This is a genomic window from Pseudarthrobacter sp. 10T415 (assembly GCF_056394175.1).
Map to the genome: position 1 here is coordinate 312,972 of NZ_JBFTHJ010000003.1, position 24,839 is coordinate 337,810.

Consider the following 24,839-nt stretch of genomic DNA (forward strand, 5'->3'; position numbering starts at 1 on the left):
ACCTCTCATCCATGGTTCAGGGTTGTGACTCAGGGTGTTCACGGTGCCGGCTCGGGGCTCGTTGGGCCGGCAGGGACCGGGGTGAAGCGGTAGCCGGCTCCCCGGACGGACTGGAAGTGCTCCGGCCCCAGCTTGGTGCGGAGGTACCCGACGTAGACGTCCACCACGTTCGAGGACCCGTCGAAGTCGTAGCCCCAGACCCGGCTGAGCAGCTGTTCCCGGCTGAGCAGCTTGCCTGCGTTCTCCACGAACACGCGTGCCATGGCGAACTCGCGGGCGGACAGGGAGACTGTCCGGCCACGGACGTTGGCGCAGCGGAGGTCTACGTCCAGGCTCACGTCTCCGCTTGCGGGGGCCGTGGCCGCCGGTGCTGCCGGAGTGTCCCGCAGCCTGAGCCGGATGCGCGAAAGCAGCTCCTCGAAACGGAAGGGCTTGCTCATGTAGTCGTCCGCGCCGCCGTCGAGCGCTGCCAGCGTGTCCGGAAGGGAATCCCGTGCCGTCAGCACGATGACCGGAACGGTGCAGTTCATGGCACGGAGGGCCGAAAGCACGCCGAAGCCGTCCATCCGCGGCATCCCGATGTCCAGGATCAGCAGGTCGAACTCACCGGAACTGCCGTAGTCCAGCGCCCGGATGCCATCCTCCACGGAAGACGTGGTGTACCCGGCCGCCGTGAGGCCCTTGGCGATGAAGGCGGCGATCCGTGGTTCGTCGTCGGCGATCAGAATGCGAGCCACGATGTTCCTGACGGAAGGGAGAGGACAAACCTGCTGCCCACGTTGACCCGTGAGGACAGCCGGACGGAGCCGCCATGCGCTTCGGCGATCGCTTTGACGATGGGCAGGCCCAGTCCGGAGCCCTCGGCACCCCTGGATACGCCGGCCCGGGCAAACCGGTCGAAGATCCGTTCCTGGTCCGCGGCGCTGATGCCGCACCCTGTGTCGGCGACCCAGATATCAATCGTGGGTTCGTGGGGCTTTTCGGAGGAAGCGCTGTCCTCGGCCGCGACCCATGCTGCGCCGATGGAGATGATGTCGCCGGGCTCCGTGGCGTGTGCGGCGTTGGCCGCCAGCTGTTCAATGGCCTGGGTGAGGCGGTTGCGGTCTGCACGGAACCAGCCGCCGGGCAGCTGTTCAATCTGCCACTGGCGGTCTCCCAGGACGTGGATCCGCTCCATGGCTGCTTCGAGGAAGGAATCGGTATCGATCCAGTCCGGCCGGACAAAGTCGGGCCGGCCGCTCCTGGCCAGCACCAGGAGCTCGTTCACCAGGGACTGCATCCGGTCCACTTCCTCCAGGAGCAGCACGCGGGTTTCGGCGACGTCCGTGGCATCGGCCGGCTGCAGCAGCTGCAGGTGGCCGCCGATGATGGTCAGTGGTGTCCTCAGTTCGTGGCTGGCGTCATCCACGAACTGCCGCTGGTCCTCGATGCCCACTTCGAGCCGGTCCAGCATGCGGTTGAAGTCGGTTGCCAGCTGCGAGACGTCATCGTCTCCGGGCGGCACCGAGACGCGGCTGCTCACGTCCTCGAAGGTGGTGGTTTCGGTGGCCTGGCGCAACCGGCGGATGGGGACGAAGAGGCGTCCGGTCACGGCGTACCCCACCGCGCCGGCCAGCAGCAGGGTGGCCAGCGAAACCGTGGCAAAGGTCCCGAAGGATGCCACCATCTGTTCCCGCTGCTGCCCGATCTCGTTCCCCGCCACCAGCACACCGTTCGGGGAGTCGCCGCCCAGCGAAACAGGGGTAATGGCCAGGCGCACCATGTGGCCGTCCAGGACGACGTCCCGCAGTGCGGTGTTGCCGTCCAAGGGCACGGCGAGGGCTGTTTCGAGCACTTGCGGCTGGCCGAGGTTGCGGGCCTGCGATCCGGCGGGAAGGAACGTGTCCCCACCGGCAATGCTGGCCATCACGGACTCGTACCGGCCCAGGGTGCCGCCGCGCAGGAACACAGTGAACAGGTCATCGAGCGACGGGTAGGGCGCGCCGTCGGGAAGGCCCTGGTCCACGATGTCCTGGAGGCGCGCCGACTGATGCAGGAGGTCCTCGCTGACCCGGCTGTTCAGGTCCCGCAGGTTCAACGCCAGTGTGGTGGTGCCGGCAACGAACAGTCCCACCGCGAGGAAGGCCAGGACCGTGGCGAGGACCCGGACCCGGACGGTCCGCAGGCCTGCCCGGACGCTCCGAAGTGCTGCCGGGATTGCCCGCCACCAGCGGACCAGGAGACCTGCCCCCCACCTGTCGGAAGGGGCAGAGGCGGGGGTTCTGCGCAGGTTCATGGGCGTCTCCAATCCTTTTCCGGCCGGCGTATGAGGAGGGCGGGGTCGTCATACCGCGCTGTGATGCCGTCTTCTGGCCAAATTAGGGGGACCCGCTTGGGGATTCCTTTGACAGCGGCCGCACGTAGGTCCGGGCCACCACCTAGGGTTTTCCCAACATTCACACAGGCGGGAGTGCATCGCCTTGACCTGCGGTAATCCGGTCCGGACCGCGCCCGGGCGTCCGTCCAGGGCTGATTGGCGGGGCGGAAATGCCAAGTACCTGCTTCCGGCGGCCCAAGTAGTCGGGAGGGAAACCCGAAAACTGATGTGAGTACTTACTACTGTTGTCTGACGTTTGCCTGGGAACTGAACTTAACCCGGAAGGTTCGATCACTTATTGGGGGAATTCATGGTGGCTACATTGGAAATAAGTGCAGGACTGCTGGGTTCGGGATCTGGAGCGCCGTCGACGACGCCGGCGCTCCGCATCTCGGTTCTTGGCCCCCTGACCATCAGGCGCGGGAATGTGGAGCTCCGCGCCAATGACCTGGGCGGTCCCAAACCCCGCCAGGTCCTTGAGATCCTGCTCCTGAATCTGGGCTCGGCGGTGTCCAAGACCCGCATCATGGACCTGCTGTGGGGCGGCAACCATCCGGCTGTTGCCCTTCCCACGCTGGAAAGCTATGTCAGCGTCCTGCGGCGGAACCTGCAGCCCGGCTCGGGCCGGACGGGACCCCTGCGGACCGTCACCGGGGGGTATGCGATAGACCGTTCCCTGGTGGAACTGGACCTGGACCGTTTCGATTCGCTGACCAAGCAGGCCAGCCACGCCGCCCCGGCAGCTGCCCTCGCGCTGCTCAGTGAGGCCCTTGAGCTCGGTTCCGCCCCGCTCCTGGGGGATGAACTCCTCCCGGCCTGGGCGGAGGAGGAGCGGGCGCTGCACACGGCGCGCGTTGCGCTTGCCCGGGTCCAGGCCGCGGAGTGCGCCCTGGCGGTGGGGGAAGCAGGCAAGGCCGTTGCGTGGGGCCTTGCCGCCACCAACGAAGATCCCCTCAACGAACGGGGATGGAACGCGCTGATCCTGGGGCTTGAACGGAACGGGCAGGACAACGAAGCCCTGCGGGCCTTCGAACGCTGCCGCCGGATCATGGACGCCGAGCTGGGGTGCACGCCGTCTCCTGCACTGAAGCAGGCGCAGGCCCGGCTCCTGGAGCGGACGGCCGCGCCTGCCATAGCTCCAAGGACCAGCGCCGCTGTCCGCCAGGTGCGGGATGTGCATGCGGTGGCTGCACCCATGGCCGGGATGGAAACGGCGGTGGCTGACCGGTTGCGCATCCTGATCGTGGACGACCACACCGTCTTCTCCGACCTGCTGGCCGGTGCGCTGGACCGGGAACCGGACCTCAGGAGCCTTGGCGCCGCCAAGTCCGTGGAATCTGCGGTGACAATGTTCCGGGAACTGCGTCCCGACGTCGTGATCATGGATCTGCACCTGGCCGACGGTTCCGGGCTGCACGCGGCCGAGCGCATCCTGTCCGAAGCGCCGCAAACCCGTGTGGTCATGCTGACCGGCAACCCCTCCCAGGAAGCACTGCGGGAGGCAGCACGCATGGGGATCTGCGGGTTCCTGCCGAAGGACGGCGCCCTGGGTGTCATCCTCGATGCGCTGCGGCACGCCTGCCCGGGCAACATGATTGTGCATCCGTCCCTGGTGGCACGGATGGGCATAGCGCCGGAACCTGCCGCCTGACCGCAGGCAGCTGACAGTGAAAAGCCTTAGCCGCGTCCGTGGCAGCGCGACTGCCACACCGGAGGTCATCCAGCGGCGCGAAGTGCGGATGGCCGTGGCGCGGTTCCTGGCGGCAGGTTTCGCAGCGCTGGTGCTGGTGGCCACCCCGGTGACTTTCTGGATCCGCGACGCTGCCGAACAGCATGCGCTGACAAACGCCCGGGACTTCACCCAGCGCCTGGCAGATAACGTTGTTGGCCCGCTGATCACCCCAGGACTGCTGGCCCAGGAGCCCGCAGCCCTGGAGGAACTGGACCAGCGGGTGGCACCGTGGCTGGCCAACGGAGGCGTCACCAGGATCAAGGTGTGGGATGGCAACGGCAGGGTGGTCTACTCGGACGTCCCGTCACTGATCGGGCAGGAATTCGAACAGGAGGAGTGGGCGCACCTCCTCCTGGCCGGCGGGCCGGCCACGGCCACACTCGAGTCCCAGACCGGTGCAGAAAACGAGTTTGAGTCCTCGTCCGGGGAACTGGTGGAGGTCTACGTCCGTTCCGCCGCCAAGGACGGGGCGCCGATGATCTTCGAAACGTATTCCTCGGGCGCGGCGGTGCGCGCGGAACAGCAGGCGGTCCTGCTCAGCATGATCCCGCCGGTGCTGTTGTCCCTGGCAGTGCTGCAGCTGGTCCTGCTGATTCCGGCCGTCCGCCTGGCCAAGCGGATCCAGTTCCACCAGGCTCAGCGCAACGCCCTGCTTCGCTGCGCCATCGAAGCCTCCGACCAGGAACGGCGCCAGATCGCCAGCGAACTGCACGACGACGTCATCCAGAACCTGTCCGGACTGGCCTATGCCCTCGAGTCGGAAGAGCGCCGCGGCCAGGCCGGCCAGCGGCAGGTGTTCGCCGACGCACGGACCATGCTCCAGCGCGACATCAGGGCCCTGCGTGCCATGACCAGCGAACTCTATCCGCCGGACCTCGAAGAACTGGGGCTGAAGGCGTCCATCATGAGGTTGGAGGCACCCCTGGTGGAACGCGGCATCGCCTTCACCGCCAGCATCCCGGAACAGGTGTCCCTGGACCGGGACCGTGCGGTCCTGGCCTACCGGGTGGCACGTGAAGCGCTGGTCAACGCCACCAAGCATTCAGGGGCCTCGGCGGTGGACATCCAGATCCGGCAATCCGGCGAGCTCACCCAGATCACGGTCTCGGATGACGGCCACGGCTTCAACCCCCGCACCGCGCACCGGGAGGGCCACTTTGGCCTCCGAATCCTCAAGGACACGGTCCAGCAGGCCGGGGGTACCCTCCATATCCGTTCGGCCCCGGGCCGGGGAACGTTCGTCACGGCGACGTTCCGGGCTGCCACTCCAACGGTCCGGTGGGCCGGCCGGTACCCTTCCAGGCGCCACGGCAACCGCACCATGGAACCGGAAACCATCTAGTACTTTCGCCCTTGCCAGCATCAGGGGAGGCGCCAGGCCGCCACCCACCCCGGGCCGCCCGGATCCTGGAACACCGCAGACCACGGGTGCCATCACAAAGGTCCGGCGGCCCCCGCACTAAGCGGGAGCCGCCGGACCTTCGTTTGGCTTGGCCGGTGCTACTTATTCACCACCGTGATGGGTCCTGCCGTGCCACCCAGCGTGGATTCGATCCAGATGTTGCCGGGGTTGGTTGCCGGTGCGTTGCCGTCCCGGAGGCGGAGGGTGAAGACCCCTCCGGTTTCCGGTGCTGCCGCAGCCGTTACCGGTGCCGTGCCGATGATGGTGCCACCGGGGCCGCCCACCCGGACGGTGACCGTCCCGCCCACGGCGCTGCTGGTGCCGTTGACCCGGAAGTCGCGGCTCTTCCACTGCCCCTGGCTCGCGGTAACCCGGTCCGGAACCGGAGTCACAGTGACCACGTCCGTCTTTGTGACTCCGCCTGCCGTGACCGCCAGTTCGAAGGTGAGCGGCTTGTTGGTCATGGGGTACCGGTAGACGGGAAGGCTGAACGTGGGCTGCAGGGTGGTGCTGCCGCTGAGCGTGACCCCGTCAGGATCCGTGGGGCTGCTCAGCACCTGCCGCCACTGGTAGGTGGCGCCGGTGGCGGTGGAACCTGTGCCGTCCAGGGTTACGGCGGTTGCCGTGGTGCGGCGGGCTACGTTCTGGTCGGGTCCGGCGTTGGCCACCACGTCGCCCTGGACAGTCACGGGATCACTCATGGCGGATTCAGGGCTCTCACCGTTGCTGTTGCCTGCCCGCACCGTGAAGCGGTACTGGGTGTCCCCGGCGAGGCCGTCGTAGACGAGGCTGGTCACGTCACCGGCCACCTTCTTCGCTGAGCCGAATGGTGTGCCGTCTGCTGTGTAGGCCTGGACGGAATAGCCAGTGATGGTCAGTCCTGCAGCACCGGAATCGGGTGCCGTCCAGGACACCGTGGCCGTGCCCTTGCCTGCTACCGGGGCTCCGGTGAAGGCGGGTGCGGCCGGTACGGGGTCGTTGGTGATGGTGAACTCGACCGTGCCCTTGTCCGAGACGTTCCCGGAGGGGTCGATGGCCGCGAAGGTGAACTTGCTGGTTGCCGTCACTGGAACCGGGTCCTTGTACAGGATGGCTCCCTCGGCGGCGACGCCGCCGCTGCCGACGGGGTCCAATCCGTCCAGGGTGTAGTAGATGTCGCTGCCCTGTTCGCTGGCGGTGAGCGTCAGCTCCTGCGCCGTCGGGAAGGTGCCGCCGTTCGGTGAAGCGGCCACCGTCGGCTGCGTGGTGTCTGTCTCCGGGATGAAGGGAATGGCGGGGAACGTCTCACCTGCGCTGCTCACGGAGACCACATAGACGTCATACTCTTCGCCGGAGGTGAGCCCCTTGATGGTGGTGCTGGCGGCCTTCGGATCGCTGATGCGCACGCCCGTCTCGGCCTGTTCACTTCCGTTGACGGTGCGGCCGACGGCGATGGCACGGTACCCGGTGATAGCGGGTGTGCCCGGGACTGCTTGGGCCGGGGTCCAGTTGACTTTCAGGTCGCCGCCTACCTTGGCCACCTTGACGTTGGTGGGCCCGGCGGGGCCGGACTGCAGCGGGCCGTTGGGGCAACCGCCCATTCCGGGGCCGCCCAGTTCACCGAATTCGGCGATGGTGAGGCCCTGGCGGTTCGCGTCGGCGTCCTCGACTTCCCACGCCATGGCGCGCTCGCCGGAAGCGGCGGCCGCGATTTCGGCGGTGGCGGCGTCGTTGAACTCGTAGGTGGCCGTGAACGTGCCGTCGGTGCCGAAGACCAGGCTGGAGCTGTAACCGTCCTCGGCGGTCAGCGGCCCGGGAACTGCCCGGACGTCCCGGCGGCCCACACTGGTGTCCTTGAGGGCCGGCTCTACGATCCGCTGCTCCATCTGGGCGGGGTTCACGCCGGCCCCTGCATGGCCTTTAACGGTCAGCGTGGTGCCGGACAGGGAAGAATGCTCGGTGACGTAGGCATCCTGGACCGTGGTGGCCCCTGCCTCAGCGCCGTTGAACTTGATGGAGACGACGTCGCCGGGCCGGATATCGGGGGTCACGTTCAGCCCCGTACCGGCGCCCCAGCAGTATCCTCCAGGGTGGTTGATCTCGAAGGCCACGTCCCCGGCGGTGACCACGCCCTGGGCGGAGCCGATCACTCCGGCCCCCTTCCGGGTGACTTCCACCAGGGCGGTCTGGCCCACGCGGTCCTGGTAGCCCTCGATGGTAACGAAGTCCCGGTCCGGGAAAACCACAAGGTTGTCCGGGAAGTTGGGGACGGCTGCGTTGGCGGAGGGGATGGCCATCAGGGATGTGGCGCAGAGTACGGCGGAGACGCCGGCAATGGTGCCGGCCCTGCCGTACCTGACGCGGAACCGTTGCCCTCCCGGTTCGTGCTGTGGTGATTTCATGAGAACCTCACTGATCCTGGGTGCTTGCGCAAGGTGTTCGCGCATGCCCTGACGGTAGGAACGTGACCTTGCGGAAACGCTGGTCAAGCAACCCCGGAGTGGAGGAAACCGGCAGGGAAACGGTGGCCGTCCGCTGGCCCCCACCGGATCCCAAGGCTTTCCCTAGAAGCCCGGGCAACACTGTCCGGCATGGCATCAACAGCAACCATCAGGCGCATCAGGGTCCTTGTCCCGCTCCTCCTCCTCACACTGGTGGGGAGCCTCGTGGCGGGCATCGTGACTGCTGCGCCGCGGACACCGCCGGCAATGCTGGGTGCCTCAGGAAGCCTCGACGGCGGGCTGGGACGAATCAACGGGGTCATACCCCTCGAAGCCGACGGCTGGACGCCCCCATCAGCCCCGGCATCTCTCGCCAGCCCGCCGGACGCGGAAATGCACCGCGTCCGCATCCTCGTGGAACTGACAGCCATGGAGAAGGACGGTATTTCCTTCGACCCGTCGCAGTACGCCGTCTCTGCCCTGGGTTCGGGTAGCTGGAAGCCGATCTGGGCCACGCCGGCCCCGGCCCTTGTCCCGCAGGGAGAGAGCATGAACGCCACCCTGGTGTTCGAGCTCCCGGACCGCGCCATAGACCTGACCCTGGAGTTGCCCGGCGGCCCGGGACTGTCCCTGGGTGCAGGGCACCACCGGGGCGCCAAGTGAACCGTCCCGTCAGTTCCGGGACTTCCATGAATATTCCAAGAACCAGGTAACCCGGGCAGGGAATCCCCAAGCTGGCCCCTGCACAGTCTGGTTATTGAGCAAAGGAGACACCCAATGTCCATTTCACGCCGCCAGGTCCTGTTGATCGGAGGACTGGGAGTCCTTGGGGCGGGAGCCGCCATGCTGCCTACGGGTTCGGTTGAAGCGAAGTCGGCCAGCCGGCTCAGCGACAAGGAGATGCCCCGTCCGTTCCAGTCCGCCTTTGTCCAGGCCCCGTTCCTGGCCCCCTACGCCACCGGCATCGATCCCGCTGACGGCCTGCCGGTCAACTACTACCGGGTGACGGAGAAGGCCGCCACGGCCAACATCCTGCCGCGCCTCACCACGCCGATCCTGGGCTACAACGGGATCTTTCCCGGGCCCACCATCAGCCTGGATCAGGGGACGAAGGCCGTGCTGCGGGTCCGCAACCAGCTCCCCGCCCAGCACGCGATCGACGGGCATGCCCTGTCCACGTCCACCCACCTGCATGGCTCGGCGTCGCTGCCGCAGTATGACGGCTACGCGTCAGATATCACCCACCCGGGCTTCTTTAAGGATTACCACTACCCCAACTTCCAGCCGGCACGCACCCTCTGGTACCACGACCACGGCGTCCACTTCACGGCGCTGAACGCCTACTCCGGCCTCGCGGCGCAGTACCACATGCATGATCCGCTCGAGCGCCAGCTGCTCCCGCAGGGCCGCTACGATGTGGCGCTGACCGTCAACGATGTAATGTTCGCCTCCAACGGGGCCCTGGGCTACGACGACAACACCCATTCGGGCCTGTGGGGGGACGTGATCCTGGTTAACGGGAAGCCCTGGCCGGTGATGAAGGTCCAGAAGCGCGTCTACCGGTTCAGGATCCTCAACGCCTCCATCTCCCGTTCCCTCCGTCCCACCCTCAGCACCGGCGATCCGCTGGTGGTGGTTGGAACCGACGGAGGCCTGGTGCCCACGGCGCAAAGCGTGAGCAGCTACCGGCACGGCGGGGCGGAGCGCTACGAGGTGCTGATCGACTTCCGGAAGTACAAGACCGGGCAGCGGATCGAGCTCCGGAACCTGTCCAACAAGAACAACGTGGACTACGACTACACCAACAAGATCATGGCCTTCGATGTCACCGACGAGCCAGTGGACACCACTGATCCCACCTGGAACCGGATCCCCACCACCCTGGCGGGCAGCGAGACGATGTCGCTGAAGGCGAGCCAGTCGGTGAAGACCCGCTCGTTCCGGGTCAAGCGGAACGATGCCACCAACCTGTGGACCATCAACGAGGACAGCTGGCAGGACGTCATTGCCAGCGGCTACAAGAAGGTGGCCGCGGATCCGGCGCTGAACTCGGTGGAGATCTGGGAAATCGAGAACAAATCGGGTGGCTGGTTCCACCCGGTCCACATCCACCTGGTGGACTTCCAGATCATCAGCCGCAACGGCCAGGCACCTATGCTGCACGAACGCGGCCCCAAGGACGTGGTCTATGTGGGCGAAGGCGAAACGGTCCGGCTGCTCATGAAGTTCACGCCCCAGCAGGGCGTCTACATGATGCACTGCCACAACCTGCCCCACGAGGACCACGACATGATGGTCCAGTTCCGGGTTGGCCTTAAGGAGTCGGACCTGGACGTCAACGATCCCATGACCGCCGCAAAAGCCGAGTGGGACGACGAAGAGGATTGACCACAGAACGTACGACGACGGGCGGCGGCCGGGGTGAAAGCCCCGGCCGCCATCCGTCGTCGCCACAGCGGGGGTCAGGCCGGCGCGTCCCGCGCCGCCTGGCGCTGGCTTTGGTCCCGGCGCTGGCATTGCTCGGCGCCCGGGCCTGGCTGGTGGAGCCCTTTACGGTTTCATCGGACAGCATGGAACCCACCATCGCCCAGGGCTCGGTGGTACTGATGTACAAACCGGCTGCGGCGTCAGGCACTGTGGGCCGCGGCGTGGTGGTGGCTTTCACCAGCCCGGAAGACGGCCACGTGGCCATCAAGCGGGTCATTGCCGTGGCGGGGCAAAGCGTAGCCATCCGGGACGCCGAACTCTATGTGGACGGCGTGCACGTTGACGAGCCGTTCACCGACCACAGCCGCATCGACGCCACGTACTTCGGCCCCGTGACCGTTCCTGCCGGCAGCATTTTTGTGCTGGGCGACAACAGGGGTGTGTCCATTGATTCCCGGGACTACGGTGCCGTGCCGCTCACCGCCATCCATGGCACCCTGCTGACCGGCGGGAAATAGCACCCCGGCTCTGCCACCATATATGTGCATGTGACCCGTCTGCGCGCGGGCAAAAGTCCGGGGTCCCGGCCGCTTAGCGGCCAGGACCCCGGACTCTTCTTTCGGTGCTTACCGGAGGGAAATTGATCCCGCGGCGGTGCCGCCACGGCTTGACTGGACCAGCACGCTGGTGACCTGCCGTCCGGGGCCCGGCTTGACCTTCAGCGACCACGCGCCCAGCGTGTCCACGGTGGCCGTTCCCAGCTTGGAGACGGGCCTGCCGGGCGTGGTGTCGTAGATGACCACGGCTGTTGCGGGGACCAGGAGGGCAGCGGTGCCGCCGATGGTGGACGTACCCTGGATCCGCATTTCCGTTCCCAGCCGGTGGCGTGAACTGGGATCGAGGACCACCGTGTCCGTTTGGATGGCCAGTTGGACGGTGGCCGGGGTGCTGGTGGTTCCGTTCTTGTCTGTCACCACGAGCTCGATGGTTGCGGGGCCAGCCGTCGCGGCTGCCAGCGGCGCCGTGTCGGTGGTCTTGGCGTAGAACGGGATGGACGCCACAGGCTTGGCGGCTGTGTCACTGGACAGCGTGACAGTGGGTCCGCTGACCTGGCGCCACTTGTAGCTGACTGCTCCCGTGGACGCGCTGCCATCGAGTTGGACGCTGCCGCCCCGGGCCAGTGTGGGCGTGGCCGCGGTGGCTGCTGCCGTCACGGGTGCAGGCCCTGTGGGCGGAGGGGTAACCGTACCTGTGCCACCACCGGTATCCACCACTGGACCCGGATCAGGCTGCGGCGTGACGGGATCCAGGCCCGAGGGGGTTGCCGCACCTCCGCTGACAGTCACCTGCAGGGAGGCGGAACTGCCGGATGCTGTCCTGACGGTCACGGTGGCCGGTGGGGCCTTGACCGGGAAGGACTTCTCGGCTGAAGTGCCGGGTGCAGGGTTGTCCAGGGTGCCAAGGTCTGCCACCGTCAGGGCGCCGGCCTCGCTTGATACCGCGGCGACAGTGAGGGCGGTGCCATCGAAGGTTGCCTTGGTGACGGCTATGCTGCTGGGCTTTGCCACCTTCACGGTGCTGCTGCTGGCGGGCTTGTCGCCGATGTTGGTGATTTTGATGCCCTCCGGAGCGGTTCCGGTGACCTTGATCCTGGCGTAGTAGCGGCCGCTGCCGGGGTCGCTGGCCATGGGTGTCGTCTCGAAGAGGCCAGCCTGTCCGTCCACCTGCAGTTGTGACTCGGGCCCGCTGGTGGCGAAGACGTCGATCATGTCCCCATTGAGGAAGGCGCCGTCCGCGCTGACGCCGCGGTTCGTGGCGATCTTGCCCTGGAGGCCAAACTGGCTTGTTTCGAGGGCAAGGCCGCCGCCGCTGACGGAGAACTTGTTGTAGTTGAAGGGACTGCCCGTGACGGCGTGGTCCTGGTTCGGGTCACCCAGGTAGCCCTCGGGCGCTGCCGGGGCCACGGCCGGATCCCACTTCAGGAAGGGGCCGATATTGCTCTTCAAGGCAGTACCGAAGTTGCCGATAGCGGGGGAGATGTCTTCCACCAGCTTCCCGCTGCCGGTCCCGTCGGTATCGATGGTGATGGTGCCGTAGGGGTGCTTGAACTCCAGGGTGGTGTTTGCCGGGCCGCCCTTAACCACTATCCGCTGACGGCCGAAGACCACCTGGTCACCTTCCGTCACCGAATTGGCAAAGGCCGCTTCCAGCCCGAGGACCAGGACAGCCTTGCCTCCTCCGGGAAGATCCAGGTCAGAGCCGGCCAGCATATAGAAGGCTTCGTCAGGGAAGTTGCCCGGGAATGAGATGGGGGCAGCTTCGTTGGGTATATCGCCCGGCAGGAAGCCGCACAGGGGGTTCTCGCCATCCAGGCACAATTCGACGCGGGTCTTGTTGCTGTCCTCGTACCAGGCCGGGAAGCCGTACTCGGTGTTGACCGGACCAACGGCCACCAGCTTCCCGGGATTCTTGACCGTCACCTGGGTGGCGGCAACGGCGGACCCGATGCCGGTGGCGGTGAGGATCAGTGCGGCCGCCGCGGCAACCCCCCGCCGGGTTGCAGTTCTTGGCTCAAGGCGCTTGCCCGGGCCCTCAGCTGGTTGTTGAACCATTCTTCTCTCCTAAGAAATGGGGCTGATGCGCTCCACTCTCGGCGGCGGGCCTTGGAGTTTTGTTGTACCGGTCCGTCGCTGGCCGCCGGCGGCAGTGGTCATCGCCTGCACGCCGGCCGCCACCTTGGAGGAACCTTTGATTCTCCGGACGGGTCGTTCCGCCGCCAAGTTAACCCCAATCAGCCGTGGCTAACCTGCTGGAAATTGGTGGCAAAGCAGCCCGGAAGGACGGACATGAAGATCCCCGCAACCCCTGAGCGTCCTGTAGTGGACAAGGCATTCCTCCTTGAACTGGGGCTCGAGCGTGAGCAGGGCGACGGGTGCAGGCAGGTCTTCGTGGACGACTTTATTGCGGGCCTGCCGCGCCGGATGGACCGGCTGCGGCTCGCACTGTCCACGGCTGACCCGGCGGGCGCCCTTGATGCGGCCAGGGCGCTGAAGGTCGCCAGCCAGATGGTGGGCGCGGAGCGTTTGGCAGGCCTGATGCTGGACCTGGAGGAGGAACTCCGGGGACCTGCCTACGAGGCTGAAACCATCAGGCTGCCAAAGCTGGCCGTGGCCTTCCACACGCCGGTCAACCGGTGTGCAATGCGGACCATCGACCACCTGAACGGACAGTACATCGGCGCCTTAGGGTAAGTCCCTCAAAGCTCTAGAAGTCCCGGTCCAGCATGCCCGTCTCTGTTGCCGGCGCCGTGGAGGACACGACGCCGGTCAGTGAGGTGACCGCCGCCGTCGGGCTCCACACCATGGCCGCCGGGTTGGCGTAGGTGCGCAGCGAGGATGCGCCGCTGGCCGCCGTACCAAGCGTCACGGTGACCACAGTCCTGGGGACGCCGCCCGCGGTGACCGTTGTGGCGGACATGGTGGCGTTGAACGTGGCGGTCTTGCGGTTCTTGATGAAGTTGCCCTTGGTGTTCAGTGTCCCGAGGTTCACGGTGCCGCCGGTGCGTTGGATGTCCACAGCGTCGGCGCCGTTGCCCAGGCCCAGCAGGTTGCCGTCGCGAAGGCGGAGGGTCACGGGGAGGGCGGAGCCGTTCCAGCCGGAAGTGACGGAGCCCAGGCTGACCTGTTGGCTGTAGGTAAAGGTGAGCACGTCGCCGGCATCAAGGCGCCCGGCGGTACCAGTGCCGTTGACGGCCTGCACGTCGGCGCCGCGGAGCGGGCTGTTGTCCACCCGGCGGGAGGCCATGGTCGCGGAGGTGGTTTCCCTGCCGGACGGCTCGAGCAGGATGGCGCGGAAATCGTACAGCCCGTCCGCTACCGCCGTGGTGTTCCACCCGCAGGAGTAGGGGCTGGTGATGGCCGTGCACCGGGTGGTCCAGGTGTTAGTACCGGCCGGCGCCGACTGGATCCGGACGCTGGTGATGCCGGCCGGTGAGTTGGCCGCGGCCGTCAGCGGGACGGTGCCGGTGAGGTATTCGCCCGGGTCCTCCATGGATGCCGAGGCGACGGTGTTGTCCACGGTCCGGTTGGAGGCGACAGTGGAAATGGAGCTGTTGCCGGCCGCGTCGGTAGCTACCGCCCTGAAGTTGTAGGTGCCATTGGCCAGGGCGGTGGTATCAAACCGGCAGGAGAAGGGGATGTCCGTCACCGCGCACATCGCCAGCCATGTGCTGGTACCCGTGCGCTGGTACTGCCACTGCACCTGCGCCACTCCCGAGTCAGTGTCCGACGCCGTCGCCGCGAAGGTGCCGGTGCCGCGGATGGTGGCGCCGGGGTCCGTCAGGGTGACGGACGGTGCCGTGTTGTCCACCAGGACGTCCGCCACCGTAGCGGAATACGTGGTGGTCAGGCCGGAGACGGCCACGGCGCGGAGATCGTACGAGCCGTTGGCGAACAGGGTGGTGGTCCAGGCGCAGTTGTACGGGGAGAGCAGGTTCAGGCAGAGCGTGCTCCACTTGTTGGCCCCCGCTGCGGAGTACTCGAGTCGGACGGTGTACAGGCCGGCGCCGGGGTTGTTGAGCCCGGCGGTGAGGGTGGTGGTTCCACGAACCACCTCGCCCGGATCGTTGAGGACCACCGAGAAGGCGTTGGCCACGGCGGTGCTGATGGGCTGCGTGGTGGCGCTCAGGCCGGAGTTGTCCGTGGCCACGGCCCGCAGGTTGTACTGGCCGTCCGGCAGCGCGGCGGTGTTCCAGGCACAGGAGAAGGGTGCCGAGACCGGGGTGCAGAGGGTGGTCCATGTGCTGCTCCCGGCGGCGGAGTACTGGATGGCGACGGTGCGGATGCCGGATTCGGGGTCCCCGGCGTCGGCGGTGAGCACCACGGCGCCCCGGACGGTGGGGCCGGGGTTCGCGAGGGTGACCGAGGGCGGCGACCAGTCCGCGGCAGTGCCGAACGAGTTGGCGGCGTTGGCCGTTTTGGCGGTGAACGCCGCTGACGAGAAGACGCTGGCGCCCAGCACCACAACTACGGAAAGGGCTGCAATGATCCCGACGGCGGTGCCGGCCTTCGCCGCGGGGGAGGGGCCGCCGTCGTCCCCGTCCGGCTGCCCGCTCTCGTCTCCGCCACCGCCGCCGTCCCCGTCCCCGTCCGGTTCCGCGGGTCCGCCCGCGCCAGGGCTGCGGTCCCGTCCGTGGTTGCTGCCGCCGAAGACCGCGGCAACCACGGCAGCGAGGGTGATGACGGACCAGAGCGCCAGCGGCGGGAAGTTGCCGCTGCCCAGCCACAAGCCAGGGAGGCCGACGCCGGGAACCAGCAGGCGCGCCTGCCCGGTGATTTGCCCGCGGGTCAGGGGAGTGCTGTCCACATCCGCATTGGCGTCGCCGGCCGTGACGTAGGTTCCGTCGTCGTTGGCCGTGACGATGCGGTGCAGCCGGGTCTTCTCAACGCCGCTCGGTTCGGCCGAGGCCGGGCTGCGGAACTGCACCACGCGGCCCAGCGGCACCGGCTGTGCGGGGTCAAGGTCCGAGGCGAGCACTACGTCGCCGGGGGAGATGTGCGGTTCCATCGAACCGCTTTGCACCACGGCGCCGTGCCAGCCGAGGAGGGCCGGCAGCACCGCAAAAAGAGCAAGGCTCAGCAGGATACCCAGATACAGCCGGGATGCCAGGGAGGCAAGGAAGATCCCCCAGCCATCCGCCGAAAACACTGCACTTGCCCGGGAGGGACCCGGGGAAGACCCGGGCCTCTCCCGCTTCACCGCGATGCTGTTGCCGGGCCCGGACTACGGGGTGGGCGCGTTGTCAGATTGCAGCTCCCACACCAGGTCGATGCTGACCCGGGCACCCTGCAGGGCGTTGACCTCATCCTGGGACATGCCGGTGGTGTCGAAGCGCCAGGTGCCGCGGTAGCTTTGCGTCTCGCCGGGCGTTCCGGCCGTGTCCCAGGCCGCGCCGCCGGTGGCGAAGTCCCGGTTCACCGTGGCCAGCTGGGACAGCGGAAGTTCCGGCACCTCGTTGGCGGTGGGCGTGAAACCGGTGCAGTCGTTGAACGAGCCGCCGGTGCCCTGCTCAAGGTCGAAGTAGATACGGTTCTCCAAGCCCTTGGAGGTGACCAGGTTCTGCGTGTAGGCGCGGACCTCGCCGGGGACGTTGGACTGGGAAGTCACCACGATGCACTTTTGGCCGGATTGGCCGGGGACCATGTTTTCGACGTGGAAAGCGGCGGCGCCGTTGTCATCGTCGGTGAGGGTGACGCTGCCGGTGCTCCAGGAGCTGCCGGCGTTGCGGGTAGTGGCGTTGAACGCCGCCTGGGAACCCTGCCACACCATGCCGCCTGCGATGAGGATGGCAACGGGGGCGGAAGCGAACATTGCGAGTTTGCGGACGCGTGCGGACGGAGTTTTCATGCGCTGAGACCTTGCCTTTGACCGAGTTTCCTGCCCGGTCTGCCCGGCAAATTCATCCCTGATTTTGCCGGCCCCCCAAGCACTGACACGTCCAGACTACAAAGGGCCTACGGATAAATCTACGCGGGTATGACATCAACGCATCACAGTTTGTCATCAGTATGACAAAATATTCACAGGATGCTGGTTTCGGTCGCTTGTCCGCCGGACAGGGTGATCACGCGGCCGGCCCGGCCAATGTCCGCCGCGTCATGGCTGGCCTCCAGGACCGTGGTGCCCCGTCGCAGCTCTGCCGCGACGGCGGCGCGGATCAAATGGTGGGCCTCCGCGTCCAGTCCGGCGGTGGGTTCGTCGAGCAGGAGGATGGGGGATTCCTGCGCCAGCCCCTGGGCAATCAGCGTGCGCTGCCGCTGGCCGCCGGACAGCTCGCGAAGCTGCCGTCCGGCAAGCTCCGTGATCCCCATCCGCTCCATGCTGTCCGTCACCGCCTGGCGATCGGCGGCCCGGAGTGGACGCCCCCGGCGGTGCGGCCAGCGCCCCATTTCCACAGCCTGGCGCACCGTGCACGGCATGGAGTCAGGCGCTTCAATGTGCTGGATGACATATGCCGGGCGTGCCTGGGTGGCGACGGTGCCGCTATCCGGAGTCAGGACTCTGGCGGCCATGGCCAGGAGGGTGGACTTTCCGGAGCCATTCCGCCCGGTCAGGACGGTATGCGTCCCCGGCGCGAACGCCAGGCTGACGCCCGACAACACCTGCCGGTCCGGATAGGCGTACCCCACATTGCTGAACCTGACGGCATCCATTCTGCTCCTTTATTGATAATGATTCTTATTAAGATACAGTGGCGGCGATGGAATGGATACTTGAACCCCTGGGCGCCACTTTCGTGCAGCGCGCCGTCCTGGCCGGCAGCCTGGTGGCTGTGGTCTGCGCCGTGGTGGGCACGTGGGTGGTGGTGCGGGGCATGGCCTTCCTCGGCGACGCCATGTCCCACGGGCTGCTCCCCGGAATCGCCGTTGCATCCCTGCTGGGCGGCAACCTCCTCCTGGGGGCCGCGCTCAGCGCTGCGGCCACAGCGGCCGGCGTCTCCGCGATTACCCGGAACCGGCGGGTCTCCCAGGACACCGCCATCGGCCTGCTGTTCGTGGCGATGCTCTCGCTGGGTGTGATCATCGTGTCCGCCTCCGGCTCGTTCGCCGTGGACCTCACCGGCACGCTCTTTGGGGACGTGCTGGCGGTGGGCATGGAGGACGTGGCGCTGCTCGCCGTCGTCGGCTGCCTGGTGCTGGGGGTGGCCGCACTCTTCCACCGCGCCCTGGCGGCGGCCACGTTCCACCCGCAGAAGGCGGCAAGCCTGGGGCTGCGGCCCCGCCTGGCGCATGCCGTGCTCCTGGGCATGGTCACCGTTGCCGTGGCTGCCTCCTTCCAGGTGGTGGGAACGCTCCTGGTGTTCGGGCTGCTGATCGCCCCTCCCGCGGCGGCGCTCGTGTGGGCCCGGTCCATAAGGGCGGTCATGGCACTCGGTGCCGTCATTGGCGTCTTCAGCGTGGTGGCCGGGCTGTGGATCTCCTGGTACGCGTCCACTGCCGCCGGGGCCACCATCGCCCTGGTCGCCGCCCTGTCCTACTTCGCCTCCGCCCTCTGCCACTCCGCCACCCGCGGCACCAAGCCGCGCCCTGGCGCGCTGGCCGCCGCCGCCGTCGTCGTCGTCCCCTCCCCAGCCCCACTCCCGGAAAAGGAAACCCGTGCCCCGCACCACTACGCCTAGAACCGCCGCCCTCCTGTTCGGTTTGCCCCTGCTGCTGTCCGCCTGCGCCGAACCGGGCCCGGACACGGCATCCGCGCCGGAAACCGCTGAACCGCACGGCTTTATTGCCGGTGCGCAGGAGAATTCGGAACCGCAGACCGGCCTGCTCACCGTCAACGCAGCCACAGGGGAGGGGCAGCTGCTTTCGCTCCTCACCGGTGACACGTCCGACGCCGGCGTTGGCGGTCCCGTCACCGCCGCCTACCGCGACGGCCGGTACGCCCTGATGGCCACGGGAGCGGGGGTGGAGGTCTTCGATACCGGCGCCTGGACCGTTGACCACGGCGAGCACAAGCATTACTACAGCGCCGAGCCAGGGTCCGTGGGCCCGCTTCAGGTTCCGGACGCGGGCGCAGTGGCCGGTGACGGCACCTCCATTGCGGTGTTTTCGGAGTCCGGCGGGTACGCGTCCGTGTACCGCCACAAGGATCTCGACGCCGGCAACCTGGCGGAGTCGGCCCGGATCACCACCTCGCCGCACACCGGCGTGGTGGTGCCTTACGAGGGCCACTTCGTTGCGTCCTTGGCCGCCGGTTCCGGTGCCGCGGACGGGGTTGAAGTGCGCGACGCCGGCGGTTTGGTGGTGCTCGGCCGGCAGGATTGCCAGGGCCTGGCCGGGCACGCTGCCACCCGGGCGGGCATCGTGTTTGGGTGCTCGGACGGGGCGCTGCTGGTCAGCGGGGACGGGGGCACCTTCAGCGCGGAGAAGATTCTGTATCCCGACGGCGGGGCGGGCCGTCCGCCGGCCACGCACCTGGACCACCGCCCCGGGTCCAACGAACTGGCCGGGCCGGCCGGCGATGCCGGGGTGTGGCACCTCGATGCCGCCAAACGGAAGTGGACGTTCCTGCCCGCGCCGGCTCCGGTGGTTGCCGCTTCCGCGGTGGGCGACGGACGCCGGGTACTGGCTGTTGCCGCCGATGGATCACTGCTGACCCTGAACCCGGCCACCGGTGCCGTTGATGCGCAGGTTCCGCTGCTTGCGCCTGCCGTCCCGGGAGGCGCTGCTCCGCGGATCCTGGTGGACACTTCCCGGGCCTATGTGAGCGACCCCGCCCGCTCCGCTGTGCACGAGATCGACTACGCGGACGGGCTGCGGGTGGCACGGAGCTTCGACGTTCCTGCCGCGGACATCGTGCTGGAGACCGGGCTGTGAGGCGGGGCATGGGCACGCGGCACGCCCCGGCTGCAGGCCGGAACCCTGCCCGGAAAGCAGGCTGGCCGGCCCGGCTGGGCGCCCTGCTGGTGCTGGGCCTCGGCCTGGGGCTTGCGCTGGGCGGATGTTCGGCCGCCGCCGCGGACCGCCCCACGGTGGTGGTCACCACCAACATCCTGGGCGACATCACCCGCAACGTGGTGGGGGAGCAGGCCGAGGTGGTGGTCCTCATGGCTGCCAACGCGGACCCGCACTCCTTCGGCATCTCCGCACGGCAGGCGGCCGGCATCGAAAACGCGGCCCTCATCATCCACAACGGCGGCGGCCTCGAAGAGAACGTCCTCAACCATGTGAAAGCAGCCGAGGCCGAAGGTGTGCCGGCGTTGCCGGTGCTTGACGCCGTCGGGCCCCTCTCCTTCACCCAGTCCGGACGGGGCGCTCCGGACCCGCACTTCTGGACCGACCCCTCCCGCGTGGCCAGGGCCGCGGATGCCATCGCCGCGGCAGTCAGTGAGCACGTGGCAGGCGCTGACGCCGGTGCCGTGCGCTCGCAGACCACCAAATACAAGGGACAACTGCAGGAACTGGAGGCAGCCATGGAGGCCGGATTCGCCGGCATCGATCCCGGCCGGCGCAAGCTCATCACCAACCACCACGTGTTCGGCTACCTGGCCGACCGGTTCGGTTTCGAGGTGGTGGGTGCCGTGATCCCAAGCGGCACGACGCTCGCCTCACCCAGCCCCACGGACCTGGCCGACCTCACCGGCAAGATCCGGTCCGCCGGGGTGCGGGCCGTCTTCGCCGACTCGTCGCAACCCGCCCGGCTGGCCGAGGTGCTGGCCGCCGAGGCCGGCGAAGACATCACCGTGGTCCCGCTCTTCACCGAATCCTTGGGCCCTGAAGGGTCCGACGCCGGCACCTACCTGGGCATGATGCGCGCAAACGCCGAGCGCATCACCCGGGCCCTGGCCTGACCCGTCGCCACCAGACAGACCCTGGGCTCCGCTCCCGGAGCTCCCCACCCATACAGAAGGAACCACCCATGTATCACCGCACCGCACCCGTCCGCCTGATGACAGTGCTGGCCGCCGCCGGCCTGCTGCTGTCCGGCTGCGGCACTGCCGCCTCAAGCCCCGCCAGCCCTGCACCAACCCAGGCCGCCACCGTGGACTCCGCAGCTCCGCGCCTTGTCACCACCTACGACGGCGGCATCCAGGTCCTCGACCCGGAGACCTTCAAGGTGCTGGCCGACTTTCCCATGGAGGGATTCAACCGCATCAACCCCGCCGGCGACGGCCGCCATGTGGTCATCTCCACCGCCAAGGGATTCGAGGTCCTGGACACCGGGGCGTGGACCGACGGCGGCAGGCACTACGCCCAGGACCCGGCCATGACGGACATCGTCTTCCCCACCACCAAGCCCGGCCACGTGGTCCGCCACCATGGAAAGACCATCCTCTTCAGCGACGGCACCGGCGAGGTGACCGTCTTCAACTCTGCGGACCTGGCCGCCGGACAGCCCCGGGTGGAAACCCACCGCACCGAAGAAGCCCACCATGGTGTCGCCGTCGAACTTGCCAACGGCGAGCTGGTCCTCACCCTGGGGAACGACAAGGAACGGCCCGGCATTGTGGTGACGGACGCCGACGGCAAGGAAATAGCCAGGAACGAGGACTGCCCGGGCGTCCACGGTGAGGCCACGGCGGCCGGAGAGGCAGTGGTCATCGGATGCCAGACCGGCGTCCTGATCTACGCCGACGGTGCCATCACCAAGCTGGCGAGCCCCACTGAATACGGCCGGATCGGCAACCAGGCCGGCTCGGACGAATCCCCGGTGACCCTGGGCGACTACAAACAGGACAAGGACGCCGAACTGGAACGGCCGGAGACCGTCTCCCTGATCAACACCGAAACGAAATCCCTGGCTTTCGTGGACCTGGGCACCAGCTACAGCTTCCGTTCCCTGGGCCGCGGACCGCACGGCGAAGCCCTGGTGCTCGGCACCGACGGCGCCCTCCACGTCATCGACCCCGCAACAGCGGCTGTCAAAAACGTCTTCCCGGTGACCGCGCCGTGGGAGGAACCGCTGGACTGGCAGCAGCCCCGGCCCACCCTGTTCGTCAACGGGCACACCGCCTACGTGACCGATCCGGCGTCGAAGACCATCCACGCCGTCGACATCGAAACGGGAAAGATTACCGGCACCGGTACGCTGGAGGCAGTGTCCAACGAGCTGACCGGGGTTACCGGCTAGGCGCTTGTCCGATGGCTGTGTCCTGGGAGCCGCGGGCTGGTGCGTCCGCGGCTCCCAGGGCTCTTGCGCGAAATTTGTGGTTGGTTTCAGGCCTGCCGCTACTACTATCTGAGGAAGAAGCCACCCTGCTGACTACCTAGGGGCCGGATCATGCTCGGAGAACTCACCGCAGAGACCGTTGCCAATCGCAACAACGTCACCGTGCTGGGCCGCGCGGACGGGCCGGTGATGATGTTCGCCCACGGCTACGGCTGCAACCAGGACATGTGGCGGCGGCTGGTGCCCTACTTCGCCGCCGACTACCGGGTGGTGCTCTTCGACCACGTGGGCGCCGGCCACTCCGACCTGGAGGCGTACGACCGGGAAAAGTACGGAACCCTGGACGGCTACGCCACCGACGTCCTGGAAATCTGTGAGGCACTGGACCTGGACGACGTGATCCTGGTGGGCCACAGCGTCAGCGCCATGATCGCCCTGATCGCGGCGGCCCGCGAACCGGAGCGTTTTGCCAGGCTGATCCTGGTGGCCCCGTCGCCCAGATATACGGACGACGCCGACGACGGCTACGTGGGCGGGTTCTCGCACGAGGACATCGAAGGGCTGCTGGATTCCCTGGACAGTAATTACTTCGCCTGGGCGGAGGCGCTGGCGCCGATGGCCATGGGCAACGCCGGCACCCCGGAGTACGCGGAGGAGCTCCGCAGCAGCATCTGCCGGACCAACCCTTCCATCGCCCGGCACTTTGCCCGGGTCACCTTCCTCTCCGACACCCGCCACGTCCTGCCGCAGGTCCAGTGCGACAGCCTGATCCTGCAATGCACCGATGACCTGCTGGCACCGGCAGCGGTGGGTTCCTACGTCCACCAGCAGCTCGGCCACAGCTCCCTGGTCCAGCTGACCGCAACCGGCCACTGCCCCCATGTGAGCGCTCCCGAAGCCACAGCCGCAGCCATCCTGCATTACCTCCATCCACGCCCGTGACGGACACCGCCGGCCAGCCCGTGGCCAACTTCGAGACGCTCTTCCACCAGGCTCCGTGCGGCTACCTCATCACGGACGACGCCGGCCACATCGCTGCGGTCAACGACACCTTCGTGCGGTGGACCGGTTACAGCCGGGCGAAGCTGTTCGGAACGAAGCTGCAATCGCTGATGCCGGTGGGGGACCAGATCCTCTACGCCACCCACTGCATTCCGCAGTTGGGCATCACGGGCTCGGTGTCCGAGATTGCCGTGGACATCATCGGCTCCGACGGCGTCCGGCGCCCGGCGCTGCTCTCGGCTTCGCGGTTCGCGGCGACGGGGCAGGAACCGGACAGCGTCCGCGTGATCATCTTCAGCGCCCACGAGCGCAGGCTGTACGAGAAGGAACTGGTCTCCGCCCTGCGCGCCGCCGAGGAATCGGATACCAGGCGTGCCCTCGCGGAGCAGGAACTGCAGCGGCTGGCCCTGCACGACGCCCTGACAGGCCTGCCAAACCGGGCCGGCCTGAAGGCCCGGTTTGGCGCAGTGCCGGCTGTCGGGGCAGCAACGGACAGCATGGGTGAGGGGAATCCACTGGCGGCCCTCTTTATCGACCTGGACCACTTCAAGGCAGTCAACGACAGCCTGGGCCACGGCGCCGGGGACAACCTGCTGGTGTCCGTCGCGGGACGGCTGGCCGCAGCTGTCCAGGCGCCCGGTGCGGTGGGGCGGCTGTCCGGGGATGAGTTCGTGGTGCTGGACGCGGTGGCCGGGACAGAGGAAGCGGCCGCCCTGGCCGCCCGGCTGCTGGACGTGCTCGCGGCACCGATCCATCTCGAGGGCATCGAAATCGTCACCTCGGCCAGCATCGGCATCGCGGTTGCCCGGGGCGGGGACGACACCGTTGAAGACCTCATCCGCCGTGCGGACATCGCCATGTACCGGGCCAAGGAACGCGGCCGGAACCGCTGGGAACTGCACCGGCCCGCACCATCGGACCCGGCAGTGGACCGGCTCCGTGCCCTCGGCGAACTGCGCCGGGGGATCGGCGAAGGCGCCCTGCGTGTCCACTACCAGCCCCGGATTGACCTGCATACGGGGCGGGCCAGCGGTGTGGAGGCCCTGGTGCGCTGGCAGCATCCCACCCGTGGACTGCTCCCGCCGGCGGAATTCATTGCCATGGCCGAGGAATCCGGGCTGGTGCGTCCGCTGGGTGCGTGGGTGCTGGACGAGACCCTGAAACTGGCCGAAAGCCTGCGCCGGGATGACCACCACGGTGCCGGACTGGAATTCGCCGTCAACCTTTCCGCCCGGCAACTCAACGATCCCGGCCTGGTGGACATGGTGGAAAGCGCGCTGGAGCGGCGCAACATGGACCCGGCGCTGCTGCTGCTCGAAATCACCGAAACGGCCCTGATGTCCGATCCCGGCGCGGCCGTCGAATCACTGACCGCCCTCAAGGACCTGGGCGTGGGGCTCGCCGTCGACGACTTTGGCACGGGCTACTCAAGCCTCACCTACCTGAAGAAATTCCCCATCAACGAACTGAAGATTGACCGGTCCTTCATCATGGGGCTGGGACTGGACACCGGGGACGCCGCGATCGTGGGCAGCTGCATCGACCTGGCACACGCCGTGGGGATCCGGGCCGTGGCCGAAGGGGTGGAAACCTCCGGCCAGGCGCAGACGCTGCAGGACATGGGCTGCGACCTTGCCCAGGGTTACCTTTTCGCCCGTCCGCTTCCTGAGCCGCGGCTCAGGGAATGGCTGGCATCGCACACCTGAGTACGGCCCTTAACGCACGTCGCCCCGTCCGGAGCCGCCACCCGTATGTGTGGGTTCAGCGGCAAGGGGACAGGGCGAGGGGCGGAACTTTCAGGAATGGCTGGCACGCGGGCCCGAATCGTGGGCTCTG

The 24,839-nt window shown here is 67.6% G+C and carries 19 protein-coding genes; 12 read left to right on the plus strand and 7 right to left on the minus strand.

Annotated elements, in window-relative coordinates; translation table 11 throughout:
• Positions 1-38 precede the first annotated feature (38 nt).
• Complete coding sequence (locus tag AC1DBN_RS07080; protein WP_426763876.1) at positions 39-737, minus strand: response regulator transcription factor; 699 nt, start codon at positions 735-737, stop codon at positions 39-41.
• Positions 722-2,275, minus strand: a complete 1,554-nt coding sequence (locus AC1DBN_RS07085; protein WP_477722890.1) for a sensor histidine kinase — start codon at positions 2,273-2,275, stop codon at positions 722-724. The genes AC1DBN_RS07080 and AC1DBN_RS07085 overlap by 16 nt, the downstream gene beginning before the upstream one ends.
• Before the next feature lie 391 nt (positions 2,276-2,666).
• Between AC1DBN_RS07085 and AC1DBN_RS07090 the strand changes: the two genes are divergently transcribed.
• Positions 2,667-4,007, plus strand: a complete 1,341-nt coding sequence (locus tag AC1DBN_RS07090; protein WP_231994323.1) for a BTAD domain-containing putative transcriptional regulator — start codon at positions 2,667-2,669, stop codon at positions 4,005-4,007.
• Positions 4,008-4,023: 16 nt separating this feature from the next.
• A complete protein-coding gene (locus AC1DBN_RS07095) occupies positions 4,024-5,430 on the plus strand; it encodes a sensor histidine kinase (RefSeq protein ID WP_091722379.1) in 1,407 nt (468 codons plus the stop codon).
• Positions 5,431-5,588: 158 nt separating this feature from the next.
• Here AC1DBN_RS07095 and AC1DBN_RS07100 read toward each other — a convergent pair whose 3' ends face one another.
• Positions 5,589-7,871, minus strand: a complete 2,283-nt coding sequence (locus AC1DBN_RS07100) for a fibronectin type III domain-containing protein (protein ID WP_091722377.1) — start codon at positions 7,869-7,871, stop codon at positions 5,589-5,591.
• A 189-nt stretch (positions 7,872-8,060) separates the two neighbouring features.
• Here AC1DBN_RS07100 and AC1DBN_RS07105 point away from each other — a divergent pair, with 189 nt between their 5' ends.
• The 3 genes from AC1DBN_RS07105 to lepB all read left to right on the plus strand — a co-directional run bounded on the left by AC1DBN_RS07105 (position 8,061) and on the right by lepB (position 10,855).
• Entirely contained in the window at positions 8,061-8,573 is a 513-nt protein-coding gene (locus AC1DBN_RS07105) for a hypothetical protein (RefSeq protein ID WP_091722375.1), read from the plus strand.
• Positions 8,574-8,687: 114 nt separating this feature from the next.
• Positions 8,688-10,298, plus strand: a complete 1,611-nt coding sequence (locus tag AC1DBN_RS07110) for a multicopper oxidase family protein (RefSeq protein WP_091722372.1) — start codon at positions 8,688-8,690, stop codon at positions 10,296-10,298.
• The gene (gene lepB / locus AC1DBN_RS07115) at positions 10,295-10,855 is read left to right on the plus strand and encodes a signal peptidase I (RefSeq protein WP_231994322.1); all 561 of its coding nucleotides are present in this window, start codon (positions 10,295-10,297) and stop codon (positions 10,853-10,855) included. The genes AC1DBN_RS07110 and lepB overlap by 4 nt, the downstream gene beginning before the upstream one ends.
• 108 nt (positions 10,856-10,963) lie before the next feature.
• Here lepB and AC1DBN_RS07120 read toward each other — a convergent pair whose 3' ends face one another.
• Entirely contained in the window at positions 10,964-12,949 is a 1,986-nt protein-coding gene (locus tag AC1DBN_RS07120; protein WP_091722366.1) for a hypothetical protein, read from the minus strand.
• Positions 12,950-13,183: 234 nt separating this feature from the next.
• On the opposite strand from AC1DBN_RS07120, the gene AC1DBN_RS07125 reads away from it, so the two are divergent.
• Positions 13,184-13,588, plus strand: coding sequence for an Hpt domain-containing protein (locus AC1DBN_RS07125; protein WP_314214196.1), 405 nt, complete (start codon positions 13,184-13,186; stop codon positions 13,586-13,588).
• A gap of 13 nt (positions 13,589-13,601) precedes the next feature.
• Here AC1DBN_RS07125 and AC1DBN_RS07130 read toward each other — a convergent pair whose 3' ends face one another.
• The 3 genes from AC1DBN_RS07130 to aztA all read right to left on the minus strand — a co-directional run bounded on the left by AC1DBN_RS07130 (position 13,602) and on the right by aztA (position 17,548).
• Complete coding sequence (locus AC1DBN_RS07130) at positions 13,602-16,043, minus strand: Ig-like domain-containing protein (protein WP_477722891.1); 2,442 nt, start codon at positions 16,041-16,043, stop codon at positions 13,602-13,604.
• A 75-nt stretch (positions 16,044-16,118) separates the two neighbouring features.
• The gene (locus AC1DBN_RS07135; protein WP_091722358.1) at positions 16,119-16,742 is read right to left on the minus strand and encodes a hypothetical protein; all 624 of its coding nucleotides are present in this window, start codon (positions 16,740-16,742) and stop codon (positions 16,119-16,121) included.
• Positions 16,743-16,915: 173 nt separating this feature from the next.
• On the minus strand, positions 16,916-17,548 hold the full coding sequence (gene aztA, locus AC1DBN_RS07140; RefSeq protein ID WP_091722355.1) for a zinc ABC transporter ATP-binding protein AztA: 633 nt from the start codon (positions 17,546-17,548) through the stop codon (positions 16,916-16,918).
• Positions 17,549-17,595: 47 nt separating this feature from the next.
• On the opposite strand from aztA, the gene aztB reads away from it, so the two are divergent.
• The 6 genes from aztB (at position 17,596) to AC1DBN_RS07170 (ending at position 24,709) form a co-directional block, all read left to right on the plus strand.
• Positions 17,596-18,513 (plus strand): zinc ABC transporter permease AztB, encoded by a 918-nt coding sequence (aztB, locus tag AC1DBN_RS07145; protein WP_091722352.1) that lies wholly within the window; start codon positions 17,596-17,598, stop codon positions 18,511-18,513.
• Positions 18,491-19,708, plus strand: coding sequence for a hypothetical protein (locus AC1DBN_RS07150; RefSeq protein ID WP_091722349.1), 1,218 nt, complete (start codon positions 18,491-18,493; stop codon positions 19,706-19,708). The genes aztB and AC1DBN_RS07150 overlap by 23 nt, the downstream gene beginning before the upstream one ends.
• An 8-nt stretch (positions 19,709-19,716) precedes the next feature.
• A complete protein-coding gene (aztC, locus tag AC1DBN_RS07155) occupies positions 19,717-20,682 on the plus strand; it encodes a zinc ABC transporter substrate-binding protein AztC (RefSeq protein WP_231994320.1) in 966 nt (321 codons plus the stop codon).
• 68 nt (positions 20,683-20,750) lie between these two features.
• The gene (gene aztD, locus AC1DBN_RS07160) at positions 20,751-21,962 is read left to right on the plus strand and encodes a zinc metallochaperone AztD (RefSeq protein WP_091722344.1); all 1,212 of its coding nucleotides are present in this window, start codon (positions 20,751-20,753) and stop codon (positions 21,960-21,962) included.
• A 150-nt stretch (positions 21,963-22,112) separates the two neighbouring features.
• Positions 22,113-22,943 carry an alpha/beta fold hydrolase gene (locus AC1DBN_RS07165; RefSeq protein ID WP_477722892.1) on the plus strand — a complete coding sequence of 277 codons (831 nt, stop codon included), beginning with the start codon at positions 22,113-22,115 and terminating at the stop codon, positions 22,941-22,943.
• On the plus strand, positions 22,940-24,709 hold the full coding sequence (locus AC1DBN_RS07170) for an EAL domain-containing protein (protein WP_477722893.1): 1,770 nt from the start codon (positions 22,940-22,942) through the stop codon (positions 24,707-24,709). Before AC1DBN_RS07165 ends, AC1DBN_RS07170 begins: the two co-directional genes overlap by 4 nt.
• The last annotated feature ends 130 nt before the right edge of the window (positions 24,710-24,839 follow it).

What these genes read in the sequence shown, in the direction of transcription:
- AC1DBN_RS07110 (WP_091722372.1), top strand. Translation starts at nt 8,688, where the DNA reads ATGTCCATTTCACGCCGCCAGGTCCTGTTGATCGGAGGACTGGGAGTC.
- AC1DBN_RS07105 (WP_091722375.1), top strand. Translation starts at nt 8,061, where the DNA reads ATGGCATCAACAGCAACCATCAGGCGCATCAGGGTCCTTGTCCCGCTC.
- aztD (WP_091722344.1), top strand. Translation starts at nt 20,751, where the DNA reads ATGTATCACCGCACCGCACCCGTCCGCCTGATGACAGTGCTGGCCGCC.
- AC1DBN_RS07165 (WP_477722892.1), top strand. Translation starts at nt 22,113, where the DNA reads ATGCTCGGAGAACTCACCGCAGAGACCGTTGCCAATCGCAACAACGTC.
- AC1DBN_RS07090 (WP_231994323.1), top strand. Translation starts at nt 2,667, where the DNA reads ATGGTGGCTACATTGGAAATAAGTGCAGGACTGCTGGGTTCGGGATCT.
- AC1DBN_RS07085 (WP_477722890.1), bottom strand. Translation starts at nt 2,275, where the DNA reads ATGAACCTGCGCAGAACCCCCGCCTCTGCCCCTTCCGACAGGTGGGGG.
- AC1DBN_RS07135 (WP_091722358.1), bottom strand. Translation starts at nt 16,742, where the DNA reads ATGAAAACTCCGTCCGCACGCGTCCGCAAACTCGCAATGTTCGCTTCC.
- AC1DBN_RS07120 (WP_091722366.1), bottom strand. Translation starts at nt 12,949, where the DNA reads ATGGTTCAACAACCAGCTGAGGGCCCGGGCAAGCGCCTTGAGCCAAGA.
- AC1DBN_RS07125 (WP_314214196.1), top strand. Translation starts at nt 13,184, where the DNA reads ATGAAGATCCCCGCAACCCCTGAGCGTCCTGTAGTGGACAAGGCATTC.
- AC1DBN_RS07100 (WP_091722377.1), bottom strand. Translation starts at nt 7,871, where the DNA reads ATGAAATCACCACAGCACGAACCGGGAGGGCAACGGTTCCGCGTCAGG.
- aztC (WP_231994320.1), top strand. Translation starts at nt 19,717, where the DNA reads ATGGGCACGCGGCACGCCCCGGCTGCAGGCCGGAACCCTGCCCGGAAA.
- aztB (WP_091722352.1), top strand. Translation starts at nt 17,596, where the DNA reads ATGGAATGGATACTTGAACCCCTGGGCGCCACTTTCGTGCAGCGCGCC.
- aztA (WP_091722355.1), bottom strand. Translation starts at nt 17,548, where the DNA reads ATGGATGCCGTCAGGTTCAGCAATGTGGGGTACGCCTATCCGGACCGG.